General features: G+C 41.8%; 22 protein-coding genes. 3 read left to right on the forward strand and 19 right to left on the reverse strand.

Translation table 11 applies throughout. The features are described 5' to 3' along the window. Positions 1 to 25: 25 nt before the first annotated feature. The 3 genes from AB5642_RS06630 to AB5642_RS06640 all read right to left on the reverse strand — a co-directional run bounded on the left by AB5642_RS06630 (position 26) and on the right by AB5642_RS06640 (position 2,253). Positions 26 to 733 (reverse strand): hypothetical protein, encoded by a 708-nt coding sequence (locus AB5642_RS06630; protein ID WP_173719180.1) that lies wholly within the window; start codon positions 731 to 733, stop codon positions 26 to 28. 3 nt (positions 734 to 736) lie between these two features. After that, complete coding sequence (locus AB5642_RS06635; RefSeq protein ID WP_173719179.1) at positions 737 to 1,639, reverse strand: zinc ribbon domain-containing protein; 903 nt, start codon at positions 1,637 to 1,639, stop codon at positions 737 to 739. A 143-nt stretch (positions 1,640 to 1,782) separates the two neighbouring features. Beyond that, positions 1,783 to 2,253 carry a hypothetical protein gene (locus tag AB5642_RS06640; RefSeq protein ID WP_173719178.1) on the reverse strand — a complete coding sequence of 157 codons (471 nt, stop codon included), beginning with the start codon at positions 2,251 to 2,253 and terminating at the stop codon, positions 1,783 to 1,785. A 158-nt stretch (positions 2,254 to 2,411) separates the two neighbouring features. On the opposite strand from AB5642_RS06640, the gene AB5642_RS06645 reads away from it, so the two are divergent. Further along, complete coding sequence (locus AB5642_RS06645; RefSeq protein WP_173719177.1) at positions 2,412 to 2,717, forward strand: helix-turn-helix domain-containing protein; 306 nt, start codon at positions 2,412 to 2,414, stop codon at positions 2,715 to 2,717. A 58-nt stretch (positions 2,718 to 2,775) separates the two neighbouring features. On the opposite strand, the gene AB5642_RS06650 is transcribed toward AB5642_RS06645, so the two are convergent. From AB5642_RS06650 to AB5642_RS06710, 13 genes are all read right to left on the reverse strand, one after another. Beyond that, complete coding sequence (locus AB5642_RS06650; RefSeq protein ID WP_118581757.1) at positions 2,776 to 3,057, reverse strand: hypothetical protein; 282 nt, start codon at positions 3,055 to 3,057, stop codon at positions 2,776 to 2,778. A 149-nt stretch (positions 3,058 to 3,206) separates the two neighbouring features. Further along, a complete protein-coding gene (locus AB5642_RS06655) occupies positions 3,207 to 3,428 on the reverse strand; it encodes a DUF3791 domain-containing protein (protein ID WP_173719176.1) in 222 nt (73 codons plus the stop codon). Positions 3,429 to 3,495: 67 nt separating this feature from the next. Then, positions 3,496 to 3,780, reverse strand: a complete 285-nt coding sequence (locus tag AB5642_RS06660; RefSeq protein ID WP_118581763.1) for a DUF2442 domain-containing protein — start codon at positions 3,778 to 3,780, stop codon at positions 3,496 to 3,498. Positions 3,781 to 3,799: 19 nt separating this feature from the next. Beyond that, a complete protein-coding gene (locus tag AB5642_RS06665) occupies positions 3,800 to 4,060 on the reverse strand; it encodes a DUF4160 domain-containing protein (RefSeq protein WP_118581766.1) in 261 nt (86 codons plus the stop codon). Positions 4,061 to 4,497: 437 nt separating this feature from the next. Continuing rightward, positions 4,498 to 5,031 (reverse strand): methylated-DNA--[protein]-cysteine S-methyltransferase, encoded by a 534-nt coding sequence (locus AB5642_RS06670; protein ID WP_148461765.1) that lies wholly within the window; start codon positions 5,029 to 5,031, stop codon positions 4,498 to 4,500. Positions 5,032 to 5,406: 375 nt separating this feature from the next. Further along, positions 5,407 to 6,690: a phosphodiester glycosidase family protein gene (locus AB5642_RS06675; RefSeq protein WP_173719175.1), complete on the reverse strand. Its 1,284-nt coding sequence runs from the start codon at positions 6,688 to 6,690 to the stop codon at positions 5,407 to 5,409. Positions 6,691 to 6,893: 203 nt separating this feature from the next. After that, on the reverse strand, positions 6,894 to 8,552 hold the full coding sequence (locus AB5642_RS06680; protein ID WP_148461767.1) for a hypothetical protein: 1,659 nt from the start codon (positions 8,550 to 8,552) through the stop codon (positions 6,894 to 6,896). A gap of 335 nt (positions 8,553 to 8,887) precedes the next feature. Continuing rightward, positions 8,888 to 10,021, reverse strand: coding sequence for a hypothetical protein (locus tag AB5642_RS06685; RefSeq protein WP_173719174.1), 1,134 nt, complete (start codon positions 10,019 to 10,021; stop codon positions 8,888 to 8,890). Between the two features lie 10 nt (positions 10,022 to 10,031). Beyond that, the gene (locus AB5642_RS06690) at positions 10,032 to 11,447 is read right to left on the reverse strand and encodes an MBOAT family protein (protein ID WP_195379506.1); all 1,416 of its coding nucleotides are present in this window, start codon (positions 11,445 to 11,447) and stop codon (positions 10,032 to 10,034) included. Positions 11,448 to 11,699: 252 nt separating this feature from the next. Further along, positions 11,700 to 13,304 carry a xylulokinase gene (locus tag AB5642_RS06695; RefSeq protein WP_118581787.1) on the reverse strand — a complete coding sequence of 535 codons (1,605 nt, stop codon included), beginning with the start codon at positions 13,302 to 13,304 and terminating at the stop codon, positions 11,700 to 11,702. Positions 13,305 to 13,407: 103 nt separating this feature from the next. After that, positions 13,408 to 14,907 carry an L-arabinose isomerase gene (gene araA / locus AB5642_RS06700; RefSeq protein WP_148461770.1) on the reverse strand — a complete coding sequence of 500 codons (1,500 nt, stop codon included), beginning with the start codon at positions 14,905 to 14,907 and terminating at the stop codon, positions 13,408 to 13,410. 127 nt (positions 14,908 to 15,034) lie between these two features. Then, a complete protein-coding gene (locus tag AB5642_RS06705) occupies positions 15,035 to 16,126 on the reverse strand; it encodes a GntR family transcriptional regulator (RefSeq protein WP_148461771.1) in 1,092 nt (363 codons plus the stop codon). A 316-nt stretch (positions 16,127 to 16,442) separates the two neighbouring features. Beyond that, on the reverse strand, positions 16,443 to 17,462 hold the full coding sequence (locus AB5642_RS06710) for a low specificity L-threonine aldolase (RefSeq protein ID WP_148461772.1): 1,020 nt from the start codon (positions 17,460 to 17,462) through the stop codon (positions 16,443 to 16,445). A gap of 553 nt (positions 17,463 to 18,015) precedes the next feature. Here AB5642_RS06710 and AB5642_RS06715 point away from each other — a divergent pair. Beyond that, positions 18,016 to 19,152 carry a sodium ion-translocating decarboxylase subunit beta gene (locus AB5642_RS06715; protein ID WP_148461773.1) on the forward strand — a complete coding sequence of 379 codons (1,137 nt, stop codon included), beginning with the start codon at positions 18,016 to 18,018 and terminating at the stop codon, positions 19,150 to 19,152. A gap of 330 nt (positions 19,153 to 19,482) precedes the next feature. Here the strand turns inward: AB5642_RS06715 and AB5642_RS06720 are convergent, their stop codons facing one another. Together AB5642_RS06720 and AB5642_RS06725 are read right to left on the reverse strand one after the other, a co-directional pair. Next, positions 19,483 to 20,652 (reverse strand): ATP-binding protein, encoded by a 1,170-nt coding sequence (locus AB5642_RS06720; RefSeq protein WP_148461774.1) that lies wholly within the window; start codon positions 20,650 to 20,652, stop codon positions 19,483 to 19,485. A 393-nt stretch (positions 20,653 to 21,045) separates the two neighbouring features. Continuing rightward, positions 21,046 to 21,489, reverse strand: a complete 444-nt coding sequence (locus AB5642_RS06725; RefSeq protein WP_118581793.1) for a DUF1700 domain-containing protein — start codon at positions 21,487 to 21,489, stop codon at positions 21,046 to 21,048. Positions 21,490 to 22,046: 557 nt separating this feature from the next. Between AB5642_RS06725 and AB5642_RS06730 the strand changes: the two genes are divergently transcribed. Beyond that, positions 22,047 to 23,732 carry a formate--tetrahydrofolate ligase gene (locus tag AB5642_RS06730; protein WP_195379501.1) on the forward strand — a complete coding sequence of 562 codons (1,686 nt, stop codon included), beginning with the start codon at positions 22,047 to 22,049 and terminating at the stop codon, positions 23,730 to 23,732. A gap of 187 nt (positions 23,733 to 23,919) precedes the next feature. Here the strand turns inward: AB5642_RS06730 and AB5642_RS06735 are convergent, their stop codons facing one another. Next, positions 23,920 to 24,792, reverse strand: a complete 873-nt coding sequence (locus tag AB5642_RS06735; RefSeq protein ID WP_173717512.1) for a phosphoribosylaminoimidazolesuccinocarboxamide synthase — start codon at positions 24,790 to 24,792, stop codon at positions 23,920 to 23,922. Positions 24,793 to 25,066: the final 274 nt, after the last annotated feature.

Genomic DNA, 25,066 nt, shown 5'->3' on the forward strand with positions numbered 1-25,066 from the left:
TTTTTCAACCATTTACATCATTTTTTTATGGCAAACAATTAAGTATTCGCTCCTTAATCTTCTTCCATACACCCCCAATCTTTATATCCTTATCAAATTTTCTATGTACAGTTGAAATATTCCATAGTAATTCCACTCCCTTAGGTATCATCACCCAATCTTTCACTTTATACGCCCAACGTAAGCAAACCAACAAAAAGTCTACATAAAACTCGACACTCGTCCAATCTGGAGCCCCCTCGAAAAGTTCAAGAACTTCTCCTGCATATCTTAAACAAAGAATCCCACATAAAATTTCAACAACCGGATACAGCCAGCTTAATGCATTCTCTAAATCGCTCAAAATTGTTCTACTAATACCAAATGTTCGCATTTCAGTGTTCCCAGCGTATTTTTCTATAAGCCATTCTCGAGCTTTCGTTAGCCCTGCACATATAACAACATAAAATACAAAACTTCCCCAGAATCCATCCAATATCTTCGGAATACCAGTTGCAAGCATTTGCCATGTAAAAATTAGTTCTGCAATACTTAGCCCAATTACAGTAGGAATCAAAAATTGCATTAGAAAATGTTCATATGGTGGTATCTCTAAATTTTCAATATCGCAATGCACATTCCCTGCTTTACTACTATTTTGCGATTTATCCTTATTAATCAATATGCACCCACATTCAGAACAATAGCGTTTATCTTCAGAATAATATTTATTACATTTTTCACAATACTTCATATTTTACTTATCCTTTGCCAAATATTTTTCAATATCTGTGTTATCCAATTTCAATATATCTTGAACAGTTAAATCCATAGACGATATATCAGTTCTGAATTTATCCACATCGTCTAACAAAATTTCACTTAGTCCATATGTATTCAGATAATCTTTCAACTCATCTGATATGTAATATGTATCTCCATCAGACATAAGAGTATATTCATCCTTTCCAACATCATACATTAAAATAGATATATTGCCTTCCGAAGTATCGACGTCAAGATATATATTTATCTGATTTTTATTAAAAATATATGCAAATGTTCCATCATTTCCGAGATTATCCGTATCAAACCAGCCTGAAAGACATTCTTGTATTTCTGGCTCTGTAATTCGTACCGAAACATTTTCATCCGAATATTTAATTTTCCATTTGTCTCCGTTGCAAAAACTATATATTGTGCCATCCCACTGCTCAAAATATTCAGATTGCAATGGTGCATTTTCCTTGAGCTCGGTGATTATATCAATCTTTTCCTGACTGAGCTTATTTTTATTCTGACTTCTGGAAACAGCATAACCAACAACACATAATGCAGCTACAGCAATAACAACATTTCTTATCAAATGAGATTGCTTTTTAGGAACACCTGGATTTTCAATAACTGCCCCCTTTGGGTTTCCACTATTTTTCTGCACAGTCTTTTCTTCTGTGCTTTCTCTCTGATTTACCTGTTTTTCTTCCATATTATCTTGCATGGTACTTCTTTTGGGTATTTCCTGTTCGGGTATTTCGTCAGTTCGTATTTCATGCGAAATCTCTTCCTCAACTTTTTCTTCTGTTCCTACCAACTTGGTTCCACAATATGGACAGAACTTATTACCTTCCTCAATTAACTTACCACAATTTTCACAATACATATTCTCCCACCCTTTCCTAGCATTTGTTTTTATCGTTATTTTTATACGTTTATACGTATTATTTTACAATATATTTTGTTTAATCTCAATAAAAAAAGACATTGAATATAGCTTTTTTTCTATAGTTCAATGTCTTTTCCTTATTATTCTTTAATCTTTGGCTGTGAATTAACCGGATTGATAGAATCTTCCTTTCTAATTGAATCCTCATTTTCTGATAATGATTTATTCATTTTTTTATTGATATCCATAACATTACGAACCAGCATGACGCCCATCATCTGTAATTCAAAAATGAAGCGCATTGTTATTGGTCCAACGATTAAAAGTACCAATCCAGTTGTAAAGTTACTCTGATCCCCGAAATACGTTTCAGTAACTGAGAACATCATAAAAAATCCAAAACATACGCACATAACTGTTCCCACTACAAATAAGAACTTTAAGATGTCCTCTATATACAACCTCTTAAAATTAAAATAATTATGTAACCACTGTAAATATTTGTTGTCCAGTTTGCCATCATATTTCTTTGGCAATACCTTCACATATAACAGCACGATTGCTGCTACTGTTGCGATCATTCCTATTGTTGCTGCAATTCCAATTGACATAAAGCAGTCCCCCTTCTTTTCTCTTATGTACTTACTATTATAACAGCTTTTTTTCGTTATTCAACTAATATTCGTTATTTAAATACGATATAGCATATTATTTTATCACTGTTTTTCCTCTACTATAAACCATATACTAACAGAAAGACGGTGATATTATGGTGCCTGTGCTTGATAGAATTACATCTTATCGTAATCAAAAAGGCTGGACAGAATACCAGCTTGCTACAAAATCTGGTCTGACTCAATCAACCATCTCTTCCTGGTATCGGAAAGATTTAGTGCCTTCAATTCCTTCTCTTGAAAAAATATGTAGTGCTTTCGGGATTACCCTCTCACAATTCTTTTCTGAAAACGAGGAACCCTATGTGCTTACCAAAACGCAGAGAAATTTACTTGAAGCATCAGCAGCCCTCTCAGAAGAACAACAGCTTGCATTAATCGAATTTATAAAGACTCTTTAAAAGGCTATGCGTATTCCCCACGCATAGCCTTCTCTTTAACACCTTGTATCATTTGAACCTATTCCCTTTTGCATTCCATAAAAAGCTGAAAGGCACACTTGAAGCCTTGTGTAAACCCAATTTCTTCTCCTATCTCAGCAATCGCAAATGCCAGATCAACGCCTTCTCGTCCAGTTTTATCTTCAACCTGGATAGAAGCCTTGTTATTTTCCAGAAGTTTTCTGACTTCTGACAGTAATTTTTCATCCTGCCAGCCGCTCCGTCCCAGTTCTTCCAGTTCCATGTCATACAATTTTTTTATCATACTGTCCATAATGTTCTGAACCTGCTCTGGTTCCAATTCTCCCTTCTATGAGCATATCTAAATATTTACACCTTGCTACAGATTTGAAGATATAAAAAAAGAGACCAGAATTCAAATTTCCAGTCTCTAATCAATCTTCTATATAAAATTACAATCCTTCATCACCTTTTGGAATATCAGCTAAATTATGCCTTTCCCAAACCATTGCCTGTAATACTGCTGATATAATCGTCAATGTCCTGTACAATGCAATGATCTCCCATTGTATGCAGCGATTCAAAATACTTTGTAATATCCCCACAGATACCGTATTTTTCAAAAGTTTTTGTCACATCAGCTCTAGAAAGTCCTTTAAAATGGCGGTATCGTTCCATGCAGTAAATTAAGAAATTTGATTCCTTACTCATCTCTCACGTCCCTTCTCTACGTGTCACGTAATCGTCATTCAATACTTTACTTCTGACTGACAGCATTTCACGCTATCATACCATTGATTTCCTCGAGTTCATATAACGTAAATGGATCAATATCTACGCAATCAGCTTCGTCCCATTTGCCAGAAATATCCCAGGCAAGCGTTCCATTCATTACCGTACAAGCATTTTTGAAGTTCTCAATATCCCTCATTGGTGCCATAATCTCAGCCTTTAAATCGTTTGTAGCATCATAATCAACTATTTTTCCATCATCAAAAAAGACCTGTACATGAAAATTATCCAAAGGAATCACCTGTACAACTGTAGGAAAATACTCATTCATAAACGTTCACCTCCACATATTATATAAGCGGATTAATTCTGTTCAACGGCTTCATGTCCTTTGACAGCTCCCAGTTCTGCATCAATTCGTCCTGGTGAATTGTACACCACGCCAGTATCAATCGTAATTGCTTATTTGGTAATGATCCCTTTATTACCTGTATATTGTTGATATCAACTAATGCTTTATGTCCATTGTACTCTGCATGGAAATGCGGTGGCATATGGTCATTATAATACATCGTTACCCGAATCCCATAAAATAATGATATCTCTGGCATATACAACATCTCCTTTTCAATGCTTTTTTATAGTGTACCATTTTTTTATAATAAGCGCCATAAAATAGGATAAGAATTTGCCTTTTCATTCTGTTTCCGTACCCAAAATATACCCAAGATTTCTTCCTCACCTATAAACTTTCGTAAACTTCAACACCCGATTTTCCGCGTATTTACGCCATTTCATACCCTATCAAACTATGCCGTTTATAACCCCTTATTTAATTATTTATACTCCCCTCGAAATACCCGGTAGCTCCCCTACCGGGTGTTTCTCTTTGGATTTATAAGGGTTTGCGGGGTTTTGGGGTTCACCATTCTCGTAATATTTCTGTAACATTTAATAGATATGTCCAAAATATGTCCAAGATTCTATTTTCCGTCCAATCTTGGCTCTCCAAAATAACCCAAAATGAGGACAGTTTTATCACTGCCTCCTACAATGCTGTCCCTTTCTTTGGAACAAATAAATAACTCATATCCGCGTGTTCCAGTTCAAGCAACGAAAGCTTTTTATCAATTCCCCCGGCATACCCTGTCAAACTTCCATTTGTGCCTATCACACGATGGCAGGGAATGATAATAGAAATTTCATTGTGTCCAACCGCACCTCCAACTGCCTGGGCAGACATGCGGGATACATTTTTCATCTCTGCCATTTTGCGGGCAATTTCTCCGTATGTGATCGTCTGTCCATAGGGAATCTGCAATAAAATCTTCCACACTGCCTGTCTGAATGTTGAGCCGTCCGGATGAAGTGGCGGAGTAAATTTCGGTTCTTCACCGGAGAAATAAACATCCAGCCATTTTTTCGCTTCCGTGAGAATCTCTGTTTCCTGTGGAATATGCTTGTCTGGAAGTGTATTCCCAAAATATTTCTGTCCTTCAAACCATAGACCAGTAATTCCCACTTCATCTGCCGCCAGTAAAATATGCCCTAACGGCGATTTATATTTGTATGTGTATATCATATTTATACCTCAAAAATGCATGGAATCCTACGATTCCTATGAACAGATTTACAAAACAAAGTTTCCATTTTCCCTTAACCACTCATCCGCTGAGCAAAATCATCACCATCTGCACACAAGTGGTTCCGCAGGTGTAGCCACCATACTGACGCAGGTTCGGGATATCGATAAAAACATCAGCATCCTGGGTCTGCCCAGACTAAGGGAGACTGAGCAGATGGACTCTCTACCGCCTGCACCTGGTAAGTGAATAACAAGAAACATATGGCACCATCAAAAGCACCTGGTATCAAAATTCTGCATAGCTTTTTCATTTAGGCTCCTCATTCACCGTTCATACAACATGCTCCTTAAATGCTTTTCATTGTCAACACATCAATTTGTAAAATACAGAAAATCCCCACATGGTCTCTCATAATTATTAATCAGCTTATTCATGACCTGACCATTGTAATACAATGTGGCGGAGCCGCCGCCATCCAGGTTGTAGGCGTACTGACAACCATAGCTATTGAAGATATTAACAAGATCCCAGTGGTTCAGACCGGCGTAACTGCCAGTGTCGGTGACAAGAAGCACATAAATGCCAGGTTTCACCATTCCCACAGCAGTTCTCGGATAATATTTGGCTGTTTCTGACCAGGCAGGCTGGGCCTGTCCATCTTTGATCAGAATCGGACCAAAATTATAGGTATCTTTCACGCCCTCTTCCAGAAGAGCTTCGCCTTTTAATCCCTGCTCTGGTGTATAAATAGTGCCATCATATTTTACAGCCATTACGCTGTAACTGGTCTCATAATTTCCATAAATCACACCATTCTTGATACACATTCCAAGAGGTGACGGCCGCCCTGTCTGGTAACTAAACGCACTTCCATTCACTCCGATAATACCCCCATTACCAGAAACCGCACCGGAGGTAGTCTGTCTGGCACCACCATAGGTTCCATAAGATAAAGCGGATTTCAGCTGTCCGGAATTTTTGATTTTTATCAGCGCTACCCAGTAAGGAACATTATGTGTGGATTTTCTGCGCAGATCAATATTAAGAGAGCTGCTTTTATATGTATAGCGGTTATCATTCACCTTCACATCCGGTCTGGTCTGTCCGGTTCTTCTCCCGCTATCATTTACATAATATTTTCCCACCCACACATTTGTATACAAAGCACCTGTTTTCTTATCAAAATAATAACGATATTCACCAATTTTCTGCCATCCTGTTGCCATTCTGGAATTAGGAAGGAAATAATATCGCTTTCCTCCGTAGCTCAGCCAGCGGTTGGCAATTGCCACACCTGACTTATTGAAATAATAAGAGTATTTCGTTCCTGTAGCCCATCGGTTGCGGAACATAATGCCATTCTTCCGGTTGTAATAATACCGTTTCCCGCCTGATTTCAGCCAGCCTGTATAGCGTTTTCCATTCTTTGTGCTGTAATAACGCTGACCTTTGTAGGTAATTTTTCCCCAAAGCAGTTTTCCCTTGGAATTATAAAAATAATAGTCTTTTCCCCGCTTCACCCAGCCATGCTTTTTCGAAGTGATACTCACAGTCGTATTGGAAGCCTTCACATAAGAAGCGGCCCACACCGGAGAGGAACACATGGTAAATATCAAAAACAGAAAACAGATAATCCCAAAGCTTCTTTTTTTCAATTCCTTCTCCCCCCTCATTTCAATAAAAAATCGTAACAGTTCAGTACTTTCACAGTTACACGCTCCGTGATGTACAGAACTCACTAAGCATTTGCTTTCTGGTTATAAAAAATTCGGGGCAGACAAATTACTTCGTCTGCCCCGCTGTATTTGCCTTGCTGCAGGTAATTATTATGCGGCTGCCTGCTCGCATAAATTACTGATTAAGCTGCCGGTGTCTCACTGTCATCCAGTGTATCTCCAGCCATATCTGTCTGCTCTTCGGACTCAGCAACACCATCTGTCTCCGTACTCTCAATATCGCTGTCGCCTGTAGCAGCGATCACATCGTCCAGCCATCCCTCAGGCATGCCTGCGCTGGTCAGATTCTCTGTGATTGCATCCATATTCATGGAAGCTGTATAAGCTTCAATTTCATCATCATTACTGAAATCATAAACATCTGTCAGGGAAGCAACATCAACTGCTGCAAGTGCCTCACCGCCATTGCCGCCTGTCAGAGAAACTGAACCAAGAGTTGCACCACCTGCTGCAATAGCAAGATTCCAGTCAATGCTGTCCTCATCTGCACCATCGGCTGTAAAGATCAACTGCATTCCACCAAATGGATCATAGGAATTTCCATCTTCATCTTCCACAGGCGCACCGGAAATTGTGTAAGTTCCCTTCCAGATTCCGTCCTGTACTGCCTTGGTATCATAATCTGTAACATCAATCACAGCTGCATCCGCTTCACCGGAAGAAATCGTGTAAGTTCCGCTTAACAGGTCACCTTTCAGCTCACCGCTTCCTTCAATTGCAACCTTGTCATCTCCGGAACCCAGCTGCATGGAAAATCCTCTCTTATCTCCATCCGCTGTACACAGATATCCGAAAAGCTCTTCCTCCTGCTCATCATTCAGAAGGAACTGGCGTCCAACAACCTCTCCGTCACTGTCAACCCATGCCCTTAAAATAAATCCGGACTCGTCAGTCTCATCAGCTTCTGTATCCAGATCTTTCTCCATATCCTCGATTGCTTCCAGGAAAGTCTCATAAGTATAATCTGGATCATTCATGGCTTCTGTCCAGGTCTCAATAAGCCCCTTCAGTTCTTCATCAGACTTGGCTGTATCCAGAATCTGCTGGAACATTGGAAGTGCCTCTGCCTGTGTAACATGTCCTTCCAGAACGCTAAGCTCCTGACTTACATCTCCTGCAACAGCTTCCTGTGCTCCAGGATTCTCAGCATCTGCAACATTATCAAAAATAATATCTGTGTATCTTGTAAGAATAGATGTCACTAAGTCTGCTTCCGGAAGGTTCTCCAGAGTGGAAAAATAGCTGTTCATGCTATCTGCCAGATCAAGACTCGTGGTAAAGGAAGAATCCAGTTCCTGATCTGCCTCTTCCACTGCTTCCTGAGTCATCTGCTCCATATTCATTTTAATATAGCCATCACTCAGCTCCGGAATTCTCATATAAATTTCAGAATTCTCTGTATCAAAATAATATTCTATTGTACAGATCTTGGTTCCATTTACATTCACATCCATAAACTCAGTCATGGACTTATCAGACATGCTTACATTTCCACTGATGGAAGCATCCGCCAGCCAGGAGATATCCACAGGAGAAAGCATTCCCAGAATTGCTTTTCCACCATCTTCCAGACTTACCTTTATTTCCGCATTTCCCTTAACTTCTTCTGTATCCATTTCAGAAAGGCTCTTTGCGTAATCAGCACCAAATTCCTCGATCATTTTGGCAAAGGCTGCTTTCTCAGTTTCCTTGTAAGAATCTGCTGCCCATGTGGTAGCCGGTACTGCACTGATTCCCATAAGGGATGCTAACAAAATTGCGGTAATTTTCTTTCTCTTCATAAGATCCTCCTTTGGTATAAATCCTTACGGATTCTGCAATCTTCCCGTTGCTGTTTGCTGGTAATTCCCAACTGCTCTCATTACCAGTTAAGCAACCAGTTTCTGTCAACGATCCGTCACGGACTATACAAAGTTCCATAACAGACATATCTGACAAAACAAGTTAATATCAGAATAGCATTTGCCGAACTTATTGTCAATAACCCATAAATATTCTGACGATTCCCGTGACAAAAAAGTGGTTACTGTTCCATCTGTGACCAATAAAACAAAAATTTTTCCCACAAACAAATCCTATAATTCCGGACAGGCTCTGATATATCATATTGTACCATTTACTCTCCACTGTCCTGTATAATATAACTATCCAGTTTTTCCATATACCTCTGGTCACGCTCAACAGTAATCACAATCACGTCATCCGGTTCATATTTATCCAAAAGCTCCTGGTCAAAGTCATCAATTCTCACAAATATGGTTTTCTGATAGCGATAGGGCATGTATTTTTCAAGGCGGAGTCGAAAAGAATCCCCGATCACCATTAAAGTTTTCTCATTCTCCGAATTGGATTTAAACACTTTCAGGATCTCCTCGCCGCCTTCACTCTCCTCTTTTTTCACCTTGTAACGGATACCATCGTGAAAATAATTCAACCCATACTCCCTGTCATCATTCAGCTCTTTATACCGCCCGATCATCCTGGACAGATCCCCCCTGCAAGGTTTAGTTCCGATCAGAACCTGAATATCTTCGATTGGCAGACTTTCACCTGTCATATCCTGTACAATTTTCTCGTTGGTAATATAGCCGCCTAAATTGTTCATATGAGTATCATATTTTCGGAACAGCTGGTATTTTTCAGTAAACTCCCTCAGATAATCTGCCAGAAAATCAAATTCCACGTCGGAATTTTCTTTCATATATTTTGCAAAAGTCTCCATTCTGGAATCCCCGATTCCAATCACCTTTGGCTTCTCCGGCATATACTTCGAATAAAGTGTCTCTTTGTTGGGAGCCACGTAGTAATGGAATTGTTTCACACCCCTGTCCAGGAACCAGTCCCGTACTTTTGCAATTCCGGATGCAATTTCCGCACTTTGTTCCAGTGTATACACATTGGTTTTCTGGTAATCTGCCATGGCATTTTCTCCCTCCCTTTCCGGCAGGTAAAACAGCCAGTTATCTTCTCCGATCACCACATCCCCGATCTTTGTATTGCGGAAAAATTCCGTATCAATAAAGTTGCAGAACTTCACCAGGTCATTTTTGAAGGGCACATGATCCTTATAATACGCCTCAAACTGCTCCGGGAAGTCTCCCAGAGATTCCAGATTCACCTCCGGAAATTCAGCCAGTTTTCTGTTTTCATTGTTTTCCGTATCAAATCTGCCGGAAAATCCAGCCCACACCACTCCTGGCAGAACCAGACTTCCTGCAAATAATACAATCAGAATTTTCTGTTTTCTCATATGCTTCCTGTTAAAATCTGAAATAAATAAACGGGTTATAGCTGTTATTTACAAGTGCCGCCACACTCAGCCAGAAAATCACCATACAGGCGATCATTCTCGGAACTGTCACCATTCCATTGGCAGGGATTTTTCCAGCGGAATGTACCCGGACCTTCTCATATATCTTCTGCAAAACTCCTGCAAATAAAACACCCATAACGATCAGAAAGATCATTTTGCTGTCAAGATATGCAGAAAGAAGAATGGTTCCTCCATGTGCCACAAACATATTTCTCACATAAGTGAAAAACAGGGAAATATTTTCTGCACGGAACAGAATCCATCCAAAAAACACCGCGGTCACTGTGTAGCCCCAGCCCACGATTCCAGGCAGTTTTTCCAGTTTTTTCCCAAGCCACACACGTTCCAGTATAAGAAAAAGGCCATGATAAAGCCCCCAGAGGATAAATGCCATTCCAGCCCCATGCCACATTCCGGTAAGGAAAAATACGATAAGCAGGTTTCGATAGGTGCATGCCGCGCCTTTACGATTTCCTCCCAAAGGAATATAGACATAATCACGAAACCAGGAAGACAGGGAAATATGCCATCTGTGCCAGAATTCCTGCACGGAACCAGCTGTATAGGGATAATTGAAATTCTCCTGGAATTCAAATCCGAACATTTTTCCAAGACCAATGGCCATATCGGAATATCCTGAAAAATCGTAATAAATCTGCATCATGTAAAGAATTGCGCCCAGCCACAGAGCCTTCCTGGATACCGCATATGGACCATATTTAAAAATTTCATCCACCACACGGGCAAAGGAATTGGCAAGGAGAACCTTTTTCCCAAGTCCCCAGCAAAAACGCATTATCCCGGCTGCAAATTTTCGGATAGTCTCTTTTCTTCCTGTAATCTGAGCTGCAATGTCGCGATATTTTACAATAGGTCCTGCGATCAGCTGTGGAAAAAAGGAAATATACAAAAGCATATGCCAGAAATTGTGCTGTGCCGGCACCTCTCCCCTGTACACATCGATCACATAGGACAACGCCTGGAAAGTATAAAAAGAAATTCCAATTGGAAGCGCCACCTGAAAAAGAGTGGTTCCTGTTCCATCTGCTGAAAAAAGTCCGGTTATGGCTTCTGTCAGAGTGCCAAAATACTTGAAATATCCCAGCAACCCCAGATTAATAATCAAAGTTGCCACAAGAATCTTTTTTTTCCTGGTCTGATATTTTTCAATCAGAATTCCGCCGGTAAAATTCACCGCCACGGAAAACAGCATAAGGAAAACATAAAGCGGCTCTCCCCATGCATAAAAAAGCAGACTGAAAAATACCAGGATTCCATTTCGGATTTTTCCGGGACTTATATAATATGCTGCCAGTACTAAGGGCAGAAAGATCCATAGAAAGAGCATCGAGCTGAAAACCATGTGTATCTCCTTTATTTTTCAAACAGGCTCTGGAGCATGTTTGTCTGTCAATGCTCAGTATTATAACATAAAAGACCCTCCCCATACCAGTATCCTGAAAAAATTCACATTCTGGTATGAGAAAGGTCTCCGTTTTTAACTGAGAGAAAAATCCATCCGTTCTCACTTATTTCGTTTTATAACTACACAGAACTTTTTTCGCGTGCAGATTGCAGGAATGATCTGAGGCATCTCCGCCTCATTTCAAGCCACTTACCAGATTTTGGAGTCCACAGCTGCGCGCTCGATCGGCAGGCCTTTCATATATCTTTCCATGAACATATTAAAGCCTTCTACACCCTCCGGATCCGGATTCAGGGTGCTTCCCTGATTTCCTGCAAATACCTTGGTATCCAGGAAGTCTTCCAGGGTCTCATTCTCCTCTTTGTTTACAAGATAGGAAGCGAGCACTGCAATTCCCCATGCACCGCCTTCACCGGCAGTCTCCATAACAGAAACCGGGGCATTTACAGCATCTGCAAGGATCTGCTGTCCAACACCTTTTGTCTTAAACAGTCCGCCATGACCAAGAAGACGGTCAACCTTTACCCCCTCTTTCTTAAACAGGATGTCAAGACCAACTCTCATAGCGCCAAGGCAGGTATAAAGATTGGTTCTCATAAAGTTGGCAAGATTGAATTTGCTCTCTGGAGAACGTACAAACAGTGGTCTTCCTTCTGTAAATCCAGTCATATGCTCACCGGAGAAATAGCAGTAGGACAAAAGTCCGCCGCAGTCCACATCTCCCTCCAGAGCCTTGTTGTATAAGGTTCCGAAAAGCTTGTTCATATCAGCTTCCATACCCATTGCTTCTGCAAACTCACGGAAAATATTTACCCATGCATTCAGATCAGAAGTACAGTTATTAGAGTGTGCCATTGCAACCGGATGTCCGGATGGAGTCGCAACCATATCAATTTCAGAATATGGTGCAGATAACTCCTTTTCCAAAACAATAGAGGCAAATACGGAAGTACCTGCGGAAACATTTCCGGTACGCTTTGCAACGCTGTTGGTAGCTACCATTCCAGTGCCAGCATCACCTTCCGGCGGGCACATAGGAATTCCGGCTTTCAGCCTGCCTGTTACATCAAGAAGCTTTGCTCCTTCTTCTGTCAGGCAGCCAGCGTCCTGTCCCGCAACAAGACATTTCGGCAGAATGCCGCGAAGCTTCCATGGGAATCCATAAGAAGCAACCTGCTCATCGAACTGCTGAACCATTTTTTCATTGTAATCCCTGGTAGTGCTGTCCACCGGGAACATTCCTGCAACATCGCCAATTCCAAGAACTCTTTTTCCAGTCAGTTTCCAATGTACATATGCCTCCAGAGTGGCAATGTAATCAATATCTTTTACGTGAGGCTCGCCTTTTAAAATTGCCTGATACAGATGTGCGATACTCCATCTCTGAGGAATATTATACTGAAAAAGTTCGGACAGTTTTCTGCTTGCCTCTCCCGTAATATTATTTCTCCAGGTTCTGAACGGAACCAGAAGATTTCCTTCTTTGTCAAATGGCATGTAGCCGTGCATCATGGCGCTGATTCCAATAGCACCAACGCTTGTCAGCTCTACACCATATTTCTCCTCTACGTCCTTTGCCATCTGCTGATAACAGTCCTGCAGACCGGACCAGATATCTTCCAGACTGTATGTCCATACCCCATTCTCATAGCGGTTCTCCCACTCGTGTCCGCCGGATGCGATTGGTGCATTATTTCCATCTACCAGAACTGCCTTGATTCTTGTGGAACCGAACTCGATTCCAAGTGCTGTCCTGTTATCCAGGATTGCCTGCTTTGCTTCTGCTGCTCCCATGTGTAAAATCCTCCCGTTGTCTTTTTATAATGTGTAACATTCTTCACTGTTCAACCCAACGCCGTAAACAGGCTCCAGAGCGTGTTTGCCATTCTATGCGTTTTTACCTTCGAAACGCAATTTCATTCCAGCGAAGCTCATTCTTGAAGTTACGGATTGTAGTATCTTTGTCAATGTATACAGCTTCAATTCCCATTGCTGCAGCCCAGTCACCCATCTGCTCTGCTGTAAGATCATAAGTAAAGGCAGTATGATGTGCTCCACCTGCAAGGATCCATGCTTCTGCGCCGGTAGCCAGATCTGGCTGTGGTGTCCAGAATGCACTTCCTACAGGAAGCTTCGGCATAGGTTTCTCAACCTTCTTGCAATCTACATCATTGATGATCAGACGGAATCTATCCCCCAGATCAACAAGGGATGTTGCGATTGCAGGGCCTGTCTTGGATGTAAATACAAGTCTCGCAGGATCCTCTCTCTCACCCATGCTAAGCGGGCAGACTTTAATAGCCGGCTTGCCATCTGCTACGGATGGGCAAACCTCCAGCATATGTGACTGCAGGATTCCCTCTTTTCCAGGAACAAGATTGTAGGTGTAATCTTCCATCATGGAGGTTCCCTTAGCGTCCTTCATGCCTGCTGTCATAATCTTCATCAGACGAACCATTGCAGCTGTTTTCCAGTCACCTTCTGCGCCAAATCCATAGCCCTTCTCCATAAGTCTCTGGATTGCCAGTCCCGGAAGCTGCTTCAGTGCTCCAAGATCACCGAAATGAGTTACGATTGCCTGATAGTTTTTCTCTTCCAGGAATTTCTCAAAGCCTATCTCAATTCCTGCTTGTACTGCTACATGACGTTTGAATTCTTCCGGGTCTCTTCCCTCAGAAAGAATGTCATATTTATTATAATATTCTTCCACAAGAGCGTCAATATCTCCCTTGGAAACAGCGTTCACATATTCTGCGATTTCATTTACCGGATAGGCATCAACTTCCCAGCCAAATTTAATTTGAGCTTCTACCTTATCCCCCTCTGTAACGGCAACATTTCGCATATTGTCGGCCACACGGCAAACTCGGATGTGGCTGCTCTCCATAATGCCAACAGCAGTTCGCATCCAGGAAGCCAGACGCTCCTGAACCTTTTTGTCAGCCCAGTGGCCCACAATTACCTTTCGCTCGATTCCCATGCGGGTTACCATATGACCATACTCGCGGCCACCGTGTGCGGACTGATTCTCGTTCATAAAGTCCATGTCAATGGTGTCGTAAGGGATTTCCTGGTTGAACTGTGTGTGAAGGTGGCAAAGAGGCTTTCTATATTCTTTCAGACCAAGTATCCAGGATTTTGCCGGGGAAAAAGTATGCATCCAGGTGATCACACCAGCACAGTCTTCATCAGCATTTGCCTCATTGAAAGTCTTACGGATAAGTTCATTGGTAATCAAGGTTGGTTTCCATATAATCTCGTATGGAAACATACCGGATTTGTTCAGCTCTTCCACAATAATACAGGAATGCTCAGCTACTTTACGGAGACACTCATCCCCATAAAGATCCTGTGAACCTGTACAAAACCAGAATTTGTAATTTCTTCCTGTTTTCATTGTAAAAATCCTCCTGTTTATTATATTTTTGTAAATATTGTTATTGATTCAATTTTTCAGGTGATGGTTTGCAATGTATATTTCCAATTGTAAGGAAACAATTATCAGTAATTCTTTGCAGAAAATATCATTTAAGCCTTCTGCAGGAACCACGAACAATTAATTCCGGCTGAATCAGACGTTCTACTTTGCTATCCTCTTCTGACACTCCATTGATTTTTTCTAATATCAATTCTGCTGCCATCTCTCCAAGCCGCTCCTGTGGATGGGCAATGGTTGTGATTCCGGTTCCGCGCTGGGCATAGAGGGAATTGTCATAGCCTGTGACGGAAATATCCTTTGGTACTTGAAGACCACAATCTTCAAGAGATTCAATCACCTGTACAGCAATCTGATCATTGTAGCAGACGATTCCATGAGGAAGCGATCCGGTTTTTACCATTTCTTTTACCATCATAGATGGTTTACTCCGCCGATCTTCGGTGTGGAACCATACTACCAGATCTGGATCATAAGGAATACCAGCCTCCTGCAATGCCCTCACATACCCTTTATGTCTCTGGATACCCTGAATGTCATCTGCCTTGAAAAAACCGGTAATCCTGCGGTGTCCCTGCTCCAGAAGGTACTTTGTCACCAGATAGCCGCCCCTGGCATCATCCATAAGAATGTGGGGCTTGTCCTTCATTTCCGTGTAAATTCCCTGGATAAAAATGTATGGAATCTGATATTTCTCTAGATTTTCGTAAAGGCCAGGATGCCGACAGCTAAGCTGGCTTTTACTTGGCTCTATGATCAGACCATCAATATCTTTCTGCAAAAGCTCTTCTAGACATTTTGCCTCTTTCTGACGGCTGTTACCTGTATTTTTCAAAATGATGCTGTAGCCCTGTTCAGACAGTACATTATCCATTCCCTGAATCAGCCTTGGGAAAATGTAGTCAGAAATATAAGTTGTCACTACCGCAATATTTCTGGACTTTTTCATATGGCGCATTTTCTCGGAACAAAAAGTTCCTTTTCCATGGCAGGCTTCTATATAGCCTTCCTGTTCCAGAAGACTAAGTGCCTTTCGCACCGTATGCCGGCTGAGGGAATATTGTACTGTAAACTGATTCTCTGATGGCAGCTTCTCTCCTGGCTGAATCCTGCCGGAAATGATCTTCTCTTTTAGTTCTTCCATCAGAGTAAAATATTTTGGCTTGCCATTTTCAGTCATTCTTCCTTCCTCCTGTTTCCATCTTACAACTTGTACGCACATACGGACAAGTTGTTGTGTTTGGATATTGTATACAAAATAATCAGCTATATTTTATGCTTTTTTAACAAATGTTGGGGATTCTAAAATGAAAGAAGTGAAAACATAAGATTTTATTTACAGAATGGCTATGTAAATCAACGCTTACATAGCCATCTGTTTTACACAAGTGTTATCTCATTTACACAATGGGCATCCGAAATTCATGCTTTCACAGGACCTTACCGCCTGCACGATAACAAACAACACTCGCGAAACATAACTTTTTCTTGTTTTATTACAATGTCTCAATCAGCGAGTCAATGTCTTCCATTTTCGTTGCCCAACTTGTTGCAAAGCGGACTACTGTATGACTATCATCATATTTTTCCCAGAAGCTGAACTTCACTTTTTCGCCCAATTCCTCCATTTTCTTATTTTCCAGGATAACAAAAATCTGATTGGTTGGGGAATTAATGAAAAATTCATAGCCCTTCTCTTTTAATGCAGCTTTCAGTTTTGCAGCGGTTTCGATAGCATTTTTGCTGATTTCCAGATACAGATTTCCTGTGAAAAGAGTATCAAACTGAATTCCAAGCAGTCTGCCTTTCGCAAGAAGCGCTCCCTGCTGTTTGATCATAGTAAAGAAATGTTTCGGTGCTTTCTTCGGAAAAACGACTGCTTCACCGCACAGGGCACCAACCTTGGTTCCTCCGATATAAAATACGTCTGTATAATTTGCAATATCTTTCAAAGTCACATCTGTCTCTGCCACCAGTCCATAGCCCAGTCTGGCTCCGTCCAGAAATAACGGGATCTCATATTCCCTGCATACACTGGAAATATCTGCCAGTTCCTGCTTTGTGTAAAGAGTTCCGTACTCTGTCGGATGTGAAATATAAACCATGCCCGGAAAAACCATGTGGTCATAGCTTCCGTCTGCATAGTAGGTCTGAAGATAATCTTTCAGATTTGCGGCAGAAATTTTACCATTGTCCTGGGGAAGTGGAAGAACTTTATGTCCGGTAAATTCAATTGCTCCGGCTTCGTGCGCATTTACATGACCGGTAACTGCGGAAAGCACTCCTTCATACCGGTTCAACACGGACGCGATCACCACTGCATTTGTCTGGGTACCCCCTACCAGGAAATAGACCTCCCCATCTGGACAGCCACATGCCTCTTTTATTTTTTCCTTCGCTTTGTCACAGAAAGGATCCTGTCCATATCCCGGAACCTTTTCCATATTGGTTTCCATTAATCTTTTTAAGATTGCCTCATGAGCACCTTCACAATAATCATTTTCAAAATACAACATGATGTAACTCCTTTGTTTCATATTTTTCACTTGTACCATACAGGTATATTTTACTTTGATTTCGTTTTTTAATCATATACCTGCCCTGAATTTTTTACAAGAAAAATGTTTCCGGATAACAGTTCCGTAACCAAATGGCCAATAAATTCTTTCTTTTATATAATTCAGGGTTGACATTCCCACCTTTGCCGAATTATAATTACCACAACAAAATACATTTGCAGTCACGCTTCAATAAAAGGGAGTAGCTGGCATATCAAATGCATTGTTTCTGTTTTAGTGCATTTTTGTATATGGATTTTCATGCGTCAGAACGGTAGACAGTTCCATGAATCTGTCGCCCGCAGAAAATTGAAATGGCAAGACTTTTATTACAATAGTCGCATATCTTCAGATATGCAGTATTGTAATAAAAGTCTTTTTTATACCCCAAAAACAGGTTATAAAATTCCTTCCCTACAAAGCTTTCATTTTTATAACAATATTAACATTATGCAAGTATTTTTATCTATTTAAGCACTTACATTCAAACACCCAAAAGGAGGAAAAAGAAATGGAATTTTTAACAGACGGAATCCTTGCATTAACCTGGCAGCAAATTGTGATGTTTGCCGTCGGAATCACCCTGATCTGGCTGGCTATCAAAAAGGGATTTGAACCAGCCCTGCTTCTGCCAATGGGCTTTGGTGCCATACTTGTGAACCTGCCTTTTTCCGGAGTTTTAAACCAGACTCTGGCTGGCGGGATCCAGGCAAACGGAGTCATTGAATGGCTGTTCCATGTGGGAATTGAAGCCTCAGAAGTCATGCCGATTTTACTTTTCATCGGAATTGGCGCTATGATCGACTTCGGTCCCCTGCTTTCCAATCCCTCTTTGTTCCTGTTTGGCGCAGGTGCACAGCTTGGAATTTTTGCTGCAATTTTACTGTCCACCATCCTTGGATTTGACCTAAAAGACGCTGCTTCTATCGGAATCATCGGTGCTGCCGACGGACCTACTTCCATTCTGGTATCCCAGGTCCTGAATTCCAAATATATCGGCGCCATTGCAGTTGCCGCCTATTCCTACATGGCACTTGTCCCAATTGTACAGCCCTTTGCCATCCGGCTTGTCACTACAAAGAAGGAACGCTGCATTCACATGGAATATAATCCGAAATCCGTTTCCAAAACCATGAAAATTGCTTTTCCCATTATAGTTACTGTAATCGTTGGGCTGGTAGCACCTCAATCTGTTGCGCTGGTTGGATTTCTCATGTTCGGCAACCTGATCCGGGAATGCGGCGTCCTGGGCACCCTGTCCGACACAGCCCAGAATATTCTGGCAAATCTGATCACCCTGCTTCTTGGAATCACCATTTCCTTCAGCATGCGTGCAGACCAGTTTGTAACAAAAGAGACTTTACTGATCCTGGTGATTGGACTTTTTGCTTTTGTCATGGACACCATCGGCGGCGTTCTCCTGGCAAAATTTATGAATCTTTTCCTGAAAAAAAAGATCAACCCAATGATTGGCGGTGCCGGAATTTCTGCATTTCCAATGTCCTCCCGAGTTGTTCAGAAAATGGCCATGGAAGAAGATCCCACAAATGTAATTCTCATGCAGGCCGCCGGTGCCAACGTGTCCGGACAGATTGCTTCTGTAATCGCAGGCGGCATGGTTATCAACCTGGTCACAAAATTTTTATAAAAAAATTTTTATAATGAGGAGGGTCTTATCTATGAATACATCCAATATCATTATTGCACTTGAAATCATGGCAAAAGGAATGGCAGGAATCTTTACTGCCATTCTGTTCATCATTCTTTGTGTATGGCTTCTCGGAAAAATCGGAAAATAAATACTCCAATATATCTATAGCGCTTCTCTTTTCATCCCCGACAAAAAACGAGCCAAGGTCACATGCAGCATTGACCTTGGCTCAATATTTTTACTAATACATCGTTTCGTAAATAACTATACCAATCGCGTAGGATGTAGATCCGAGTGTGCAGGTCTAAAATCCACATTTTCTCTCTGTTACTCTACTGCATCAGCAGCATTCTCAGAGGCAGAACCGGGCTCCCCATCATAATTTTCCAGGAAAGAATGTCTCACACCATATTGTTTATATCCCACAACTGTATCAATATTTACATTCTCTACGCTCTTGAAAATGTTGCCCTCTACAAACGGATTCACCTTTTTCAGGTCACGGATCAGTTCCTTGATTTCTACACGTTTGGAGCGATTTTCGTTATTGCAGGTAGTGCAGGTATCTGTAAATTTACATGCACACTGAATAAAATGGAGATCATTGTAGTCACGCCATGCCTTAATATCATCCTCCCGCACCAGATACAATGGACGGATCAATTCCATTCCCTCAAAGTTGGTGCTGTGAAGCTTGGGCATCATAGTCTGTACCTGGGCACCGTAAAGCATGCCCATAAGAATGGTCTCAATCACATCATCATAGTGGTGACCCAGTGCAATCTTGTTGCAACCCATTTCTTTTGAAAAAGCATAGAGATGCCCGCGGCGCATTCTTGCGCAAAGATAACAAGGAGATTTCTCCACATTAAATACAGACTCAAAAATATCAGACTCAAAAATACGAATAGGAATATTTAACCTTCTGGCGTTTTCCTCGATTACCTGACGGTTGGCCGGACTGTAGCCCGGATCCATAACCAGAAATTTCACCTCGAAATCAAATTTATTATGAAGCTTCAGTTCCTGGAAGCACTTTGCCATCAGCATAGAGTCCTTGCCGCCGGAAATACAGACTGCAATCCTATCTCCCGGCTTCACAAGCTCGTAAGTATTGATTGCCTTGGTAAACCTGGACCAGATTTTTTTCTTAAATTTCTTGCGAAGACTGATCTCCACATTTTTCACAAAATCTTCGTCCTGTGAACTCTTCATGGCATCCATAAGCCAGGCAATGTACCCTTTCTCAAGGCTTACTGCATCCAGCCCCTCTTCCTCGAGCTTCTTAGCGATTTCTTTACTATTGATTCCGCGGCTGCAGCAAATAACCAGTTTTCTGGTCTTATCCACTTCCGGATTCTCCATGATTTCCTCTGGCTTACAGGCCAAAGCCCCCTTAACAGCGCCATGGGAAATCTCAATCTCGTCGCGGACATCAATGATCTGATAGGACTCCGCTGGTAACTTTTTTAATTCTTCTATTGTTATACTGCTCATTTAAATCCTTCCCTGAATATATTCTATAATGTCCATACTTTATATCACGATCTCAACAAAACTGTAACTCGTTCCTGCTCAGAAGAAACCTTGCTGAATATGATTGTTACTGTTCACTGGTCACGTTCCGCGAGGCGTTTTTTGTGAACAAAGTTCACAGAAAACCCGAGAATTGCGGCGCGAAATCATGCGAATGCATGATTTCTGTGCATCGCGAAGCGCGTTACTGTGAACGGAGTGAACAGTAACATATGATTCTCTAAAGCATGTCCGACATTTTTTTGTTACAAAACGGACATGTCGTCTATCGGCGACATCTCTATATATGAAAATCAGCTGCTGTGCGCCTGCGACACTCCCGCATCTGCCGTTCGTGACGTTCATAGTATCATGTTAATTCCGATTTTTTATCAGTGACACAATAAACAAAATCAACGCCAGTACCGCAAAAAACGGAATCACTGCCACCAGAATATGAAACAGCAAAAAGACGACTATCAGCAGGATCACCACGCCCAGAAGTTTGCTGTACCAGGTATCAAACCGCCATACATGTACATGATTCCGGCTGGAGCTCTGGGTATTCTGTGCGTCATCCGAATAGGTGCTGTACTCCTCATAATCCAGCTGCCCGTTATCCACATCTGTATCCAGCAAAGTCCTGGCGATCAGCCTGGGATCTCCAAGTTCATCAAGAACCTGCTGCTCATCGCGTCCACTACGTACCTGTGACTGAATATAATCTTCATAGTAACGCACATGCGCCGCCACCTTACCCTCATGCATCTGTCCGGACAGCTGACTTCTCAATGTATCCAGAAATTCTGTTCTATTCATTCAATTATTCAACCTTTCTTATATAAAACCACGAATCATTATCCTGTTTCAAACAGGCTCTGTGCATTTTCTATTCTAACAATACTTGCCCTCATACGCAACTATCCAAGTCATAAAATTTTTATGAAGTCAGAAGCGGAGATTGTATTTTTCAATTCGGGTAGATTTTATCCACGTTCAAAGCATTTGTTATTTTTCACAAATATACATCGTCTTTTTTGACAATAATGCTGTCTGTTAATTTATTGACAAAATGTTTTTTTAATGATACAATGAACACATCAATTGAAAAGCTTCTGAATACTGACGGATCGTGGAGTTAACCACAGGGACTTCAGGAGCAGATCATGAGGATTACTGTTTACAGCTGCTGCACCATATTTTGCAGACAGCATAGGCAGTAATTTCCAGCCGACCGTCTGGGCAGTATTTGAATCATCAGATACTGCCCTTTTTTTACCGGGAGGTACCTCTGACATGAGGGAAATACCGTTGTCTTTTTAAGAAGCGGTCATATAAAAACCATTTAATCTTACACAACGAAAGGAGCTTTTATTATGGGGTTTAAAAGTGACATCGAAATCGCACAGGAATGTGAAATGAAACCAATCACTGAGATTGCAGCTAAAGCAGGTATTGAGGACAAATATCTTGAGCAGTATGGTAAATACAAAGCAAAAATCGACTACAATCTTCTGAAAGAAACAGATAAGAAAGATGGCAAACTGATTCTGGTTACCGCTATCAACCCGACTCCTGCCGGAGAAGGAAAAACCACTACTACAGTTGGTCTGGCAGACGCTATGCAGAAGCTTGGCAAGAACGTTATGGTAGCTCTTCGTGAGCCATCCCTTGGACCGGTATTCGGTGTAAAAGGCGGTGCAGCAGGCGGCGGATATGCCCAGGTAGTTCCAATGGAAGATATCAACCTTCACTTCACAGGTGACTTCCACGCAATCGGCGCAGCAAACAACCTTCTTGCAGCAATGATCGATAACCATATTTTCCAGGGCAATGCTCTTAACATCGACCCACGTAAGATCACATGGAGAAGATGTGTAGATATGAACGACCGTCAGCTTCGTAATGTAGTAGACGGACTTGGCGGAAGAACAAACGGTATGCCTCGTGAAGACGGCTATGACATCACGGTAGCTTCCGAGATCATGGCTGTTCTCTGTCTTGCAAGTGATATCAAAGACCTGAAAGAAAGACTTTCCAGAATCATCATCGGTTATACATATGGCAAACCGTCAGAGCAGAAACCGGTAACAGCTGGTGATCTTCATGCAGAGGGTGCTATGACAGCACTTCTGAAAGATGCTCTGAAACCAAACCTTGTTCAGACACTGGAGCATGTACCTGCAATCGTTCACGGCGGACCATTCGCAAACATTGCTCACGGATGTAACTCCGTAACCGCTACCAAGATGTCTCTGAAGCTTGCTGATTACACCATCACAGAGGCTGGATTCGGTGCTGACCTTGGTGCCGAGAAATTCCTTGATATCAAATGCCGTATGGCTGGTCTGAAACCAAATGCAGTTGTTATCGTTGCTACTGTCCGTGCACTGAAATACAATGGCGGCGTTCCGAAGGCTGATCTTAACAATGAGAACCTTGAGGCTCTTGAGAAAGGTCTTCCAAACCTTCTGAAACACGTAAGCAACATCAAAAATGTTTACAAGCTTCCATGTGTTGTTGCAATCAATGCATTCCCGACAGATACCAAGGCAGAGCTTGACCTGGTAGAAGCAAAATGTAAAGAGCTTGGCGTTAATGTTGCACTTTCTGAAGTATGGGCAAAAGGCGGCGAAGGCGGTATTAAATTAGCTGAGGAAGTAATCCGTCTTGTTGAAGAGCCAAACGACTTCACATATTCCTATGAGCTTGAAGGCTCTATCGAAGATAAGCTGAACCAGATCGTTCAGAAAATCTATGGCGGTAAGAGAGTTGTTCTTACAGCTAATGCTCAGAAGCAGGCAAAACAGCTGGAAGAGCTTGGATTCGGAAACTGCCCGATCTGTGTGGCAAAAACACAGTACAGCTTAACAGATGACCAGACCAAGCTTGGTGCTCCGACAGGCTTTGAAGTAACTGTTCGTAACCTGAAGATTTCTGCAGGTGCAGGCTTCATCGTAGCCCTCACAGGAGAGATCATGACCATGCCAGGTCTTCCAAAGGTTCCGGCTGCTGAGAAAATCGATGTAGACGAAACAGGTAAGATCACAGGACTGTTCTGATTTTTACATGTCAGCCAGGTTTCCGTGTAAACATGGATTTGGCACGTTGCTCACAAAAATCAACGCCCGGGAGACCCAAACTCCCGGGCGCTTTTTACATACAAGCAAAGTGTATCCTTTGAAAATAAAATAAAGGATTTTATCAGCCTGCCAGGGACAAATGCCCTGGCAGTATTATGTATATTGCTTATTTCAGTTTCTCTCCTGTAAGCATCTCATATGCCTGGAGATATTTGTCGATTGTCTTGTCCACGATTTCCTGTGGAAGAGTCCAGTCGTTGTCCGGGTTTGCTTTCAGCCAGTCACGGGCAAACTGCTTGTCAAAGGATGGCTGGCCATGACCTGGCTCATATCCATCTGCCGGCCAGAATCTGGAGCTGTCCGGTGTAAGCATCTCATCACCAATAACAATATTACCATTTTCATCAAGTCCAAACTCAAATTTGGTATCTGCAATAATAATACCTTTGCTTAAAGCATACTCAGCACATTTTTTATATAATGCGATGGTGTAATCACGAATCTTCTCTGCATACTCCTGACCATGTCCCGGATAGTATTTCTCAAGATGGGTAACGCTCTGCTCAAAAGAAATATTCTCATCGTGGTCGCCAATCTCAGCCTTGGTAGAAGGTGTGTAAATAGGCTCAGGCAGCTTGTCAGACTCTTTCAGACCTTCCGGAAGAGTAATTCCGCAAACTGTACCATTCTTCTGGTAGCTTGCCCAGCCGCTTCCAGTGATATATCCACGAACGATGCACTCAACCGGGATCATATCCAGCTTGCGGCACATCATGCTGTTTCCGTCAAACTTATCCTGCTGGAAAAACTCCGGCATATCTTTTACATCAACAGAAATCATGTGGTTCGGCAGGATATCCTGGGTCATATCGAACCAGAACTTGGACATCTGTGTAAGAACAGTGCCTTTCTTCGTCACTTCGTTGTTCAGGATCACATCAAAACAGCTGATACGGTCTGTCGCAACCATGATCAGGCTGTCTCCGTTGTCGTAAATCTCGCGTACTTTGCCTTCTTTAACTGGCTTCATTTCCTGCATAGCTTTACACCTCATCACTTTTCTATTTTTCATTTTTGTAAAAGTCCCAAAGGCATGACTGTTTCACAATCTCAGCCTGCCTGTTTCCGCTTTTACAGCACCCAATTATTTTACCATTTTGCAGACAAAAAAACAATTCTCTTAAATGCCGAAATCAAGGCATCTTTTCCCGAAATCCATGTGAATCTTCACATGTAACCATTCAAAGTGATTGATTCCTGCGCTATCTTCGTTTTATAATAAGAAAAAACAACAAGCAGGATACTCTGCCTGC

Source organism: Ruminococcus sp. 1001136sp1_2201st1_G3_2201SCRN_220225 (assembly GCF_040924365.1).
In the GTDB taxonomy this organism is placed as follows: Bacteria; Bacillota; Clostridia; order Lachnospirales; family Lachnospiraceae; genus Blautia_A; species Blautia_A faecis.

Bases quoted from the DNA above. Each gene is read 5' to 3' on its own strand.
- AB5642_RS06630 (WP_173719180.1), bottom strand. From the start codon at position 733: ATGAAGTATTGTGAAAAATGTAATAAATATTATTCTGAAGATAAACGC.
- AB5642_RS06635 (WP_173719179.1), bottom strand. From the start codon at position 1,639: ATGTATTGTGAAAATTGTGGTAAGTTAATTGAGGAAGGTAATAAGTTC.
- AB5642_RS06640 (WP_173719178.1), bottom strand. From the start codon at position 2,253: ATGTCAATTGGAATTGCAGCAACAATAGGAATGATCGCAACAGTAGCA.
- AB5642_RS06645 (WP_173719177.1), top strand. From the start codon at position 2,412: ATGGTGCCTGTGCTTGATAGAATTACATCTTATCGTAATCAAAAAGGC.
- AB5642_RS06655 (WP_173719176.1), bottom strand. From the start codon at position 3,428: ATGAGTAAGGAATCAAATTTCTTAATTTACTGCATGGAACGATACCGC.
- AB5642_RS06660 (WP_118581763.1), bottom strand. From the start codon at position 3,780: ATGAATGAGTATTTTCCTACAGTTGTACAGGTGATTCCTTTGGATAAT.
- AB5642_RS06665 (WP_118581766.1), bottom strand. From the start codon at position 4,060: ATGCCAGAGATATCATTATTTTATGGGATTCGGGTAACGATGTATTAT.
- AB5642_RS06670 (WP_148461765.1), bottom strand. From the start codon at position 5,031: ATGATATACACATACAAATATAAATCGCCGTTAGGGCATATTTTACTG.
- AB5642_RS06680 (WP_148461767.1), bottom strand. From the start codon at position 8,552: ATGAAGAGAAAGAAAATTACCGCAATTTTGTTAGCATCCCTTATGGGA.
- AB5642_RS06685 (WP_173719174.1), bottom strand. From the start codon at position 10,021: ATGAGAAAACAGAAAATTCTGATTGTATTATTTGCAGGAAGTCTGGTT.
- AB5642_RS06690 (WP_195379506.1), bottom strand. From the start codon at position 11,447: ATGGTTTTCAGCTCGATGCTCTTTCTATGGATCTTTCTGCCCTTAGTA.
- AB5642_RS06695 (WP_118581787.1), bottom strand. From the start codon at position 13,304: ATGGGAGCAGCAGAAGCAAAGCAGGCAATCCTGGATAACAGGACAGCA.
- araA (WP_148461770.1), bottom strand. From the start codon at position 14,907: ATGAAAACAGGAAGAAATTACAAATTCTGGTTTTGTACAGGTTCACAG.
- AB5642_RS06705 (WP_148461771.1), bottom strand. From the start codon at position 16,126: ATGACTGAAAATGGCAAGCCAAAATATTTTACTCTGATGGAAGAACTA.
- AB5642_RS06710 (WP_148461772.1), bottom strand. From the start codon at position 17,462: ATGTTGTATTTTGAAAATGATTATTGTGAAGGTGCTCATGAGGCAATC.
- AB5642_RS06715 (WP_148461773.1), top strand. From the start codon at position 18,016: ATGGAATTTTTAACAGACGGAATCCTTGCATTAACCTGGCAGCAAATT.
- AB5642_RS06720 (WP_148461774.1), bottom strand. From the start codon at position 20,652: ATGAGCAGTATAACAATAGAAGAATTAAAAAAGTTACCAGCGGAGTCC.
- AB5642_RS06725 (WP_118581793.1), bottom strand. From the start codon at position 21,489: ATGAATAGAACAGAATTTCTGGATACATTGAGAAGTCAGCTGTCCGGA.
- AB5642_RS06730 (WP_195379501.1), top strand. From the start codon at position 22,047: ATGGGGTTTAAAAGTGACATCGAAATCGCACAGGAATGTGAAATGAAA.
- AB5642_RS06735 (WP_173717512.1), bottom strand. From the start codon at position 24,792: ATGCAGGAAATGAAGCCAGTTAAAGAAGGCAAAGTACGCGAGATTTAC.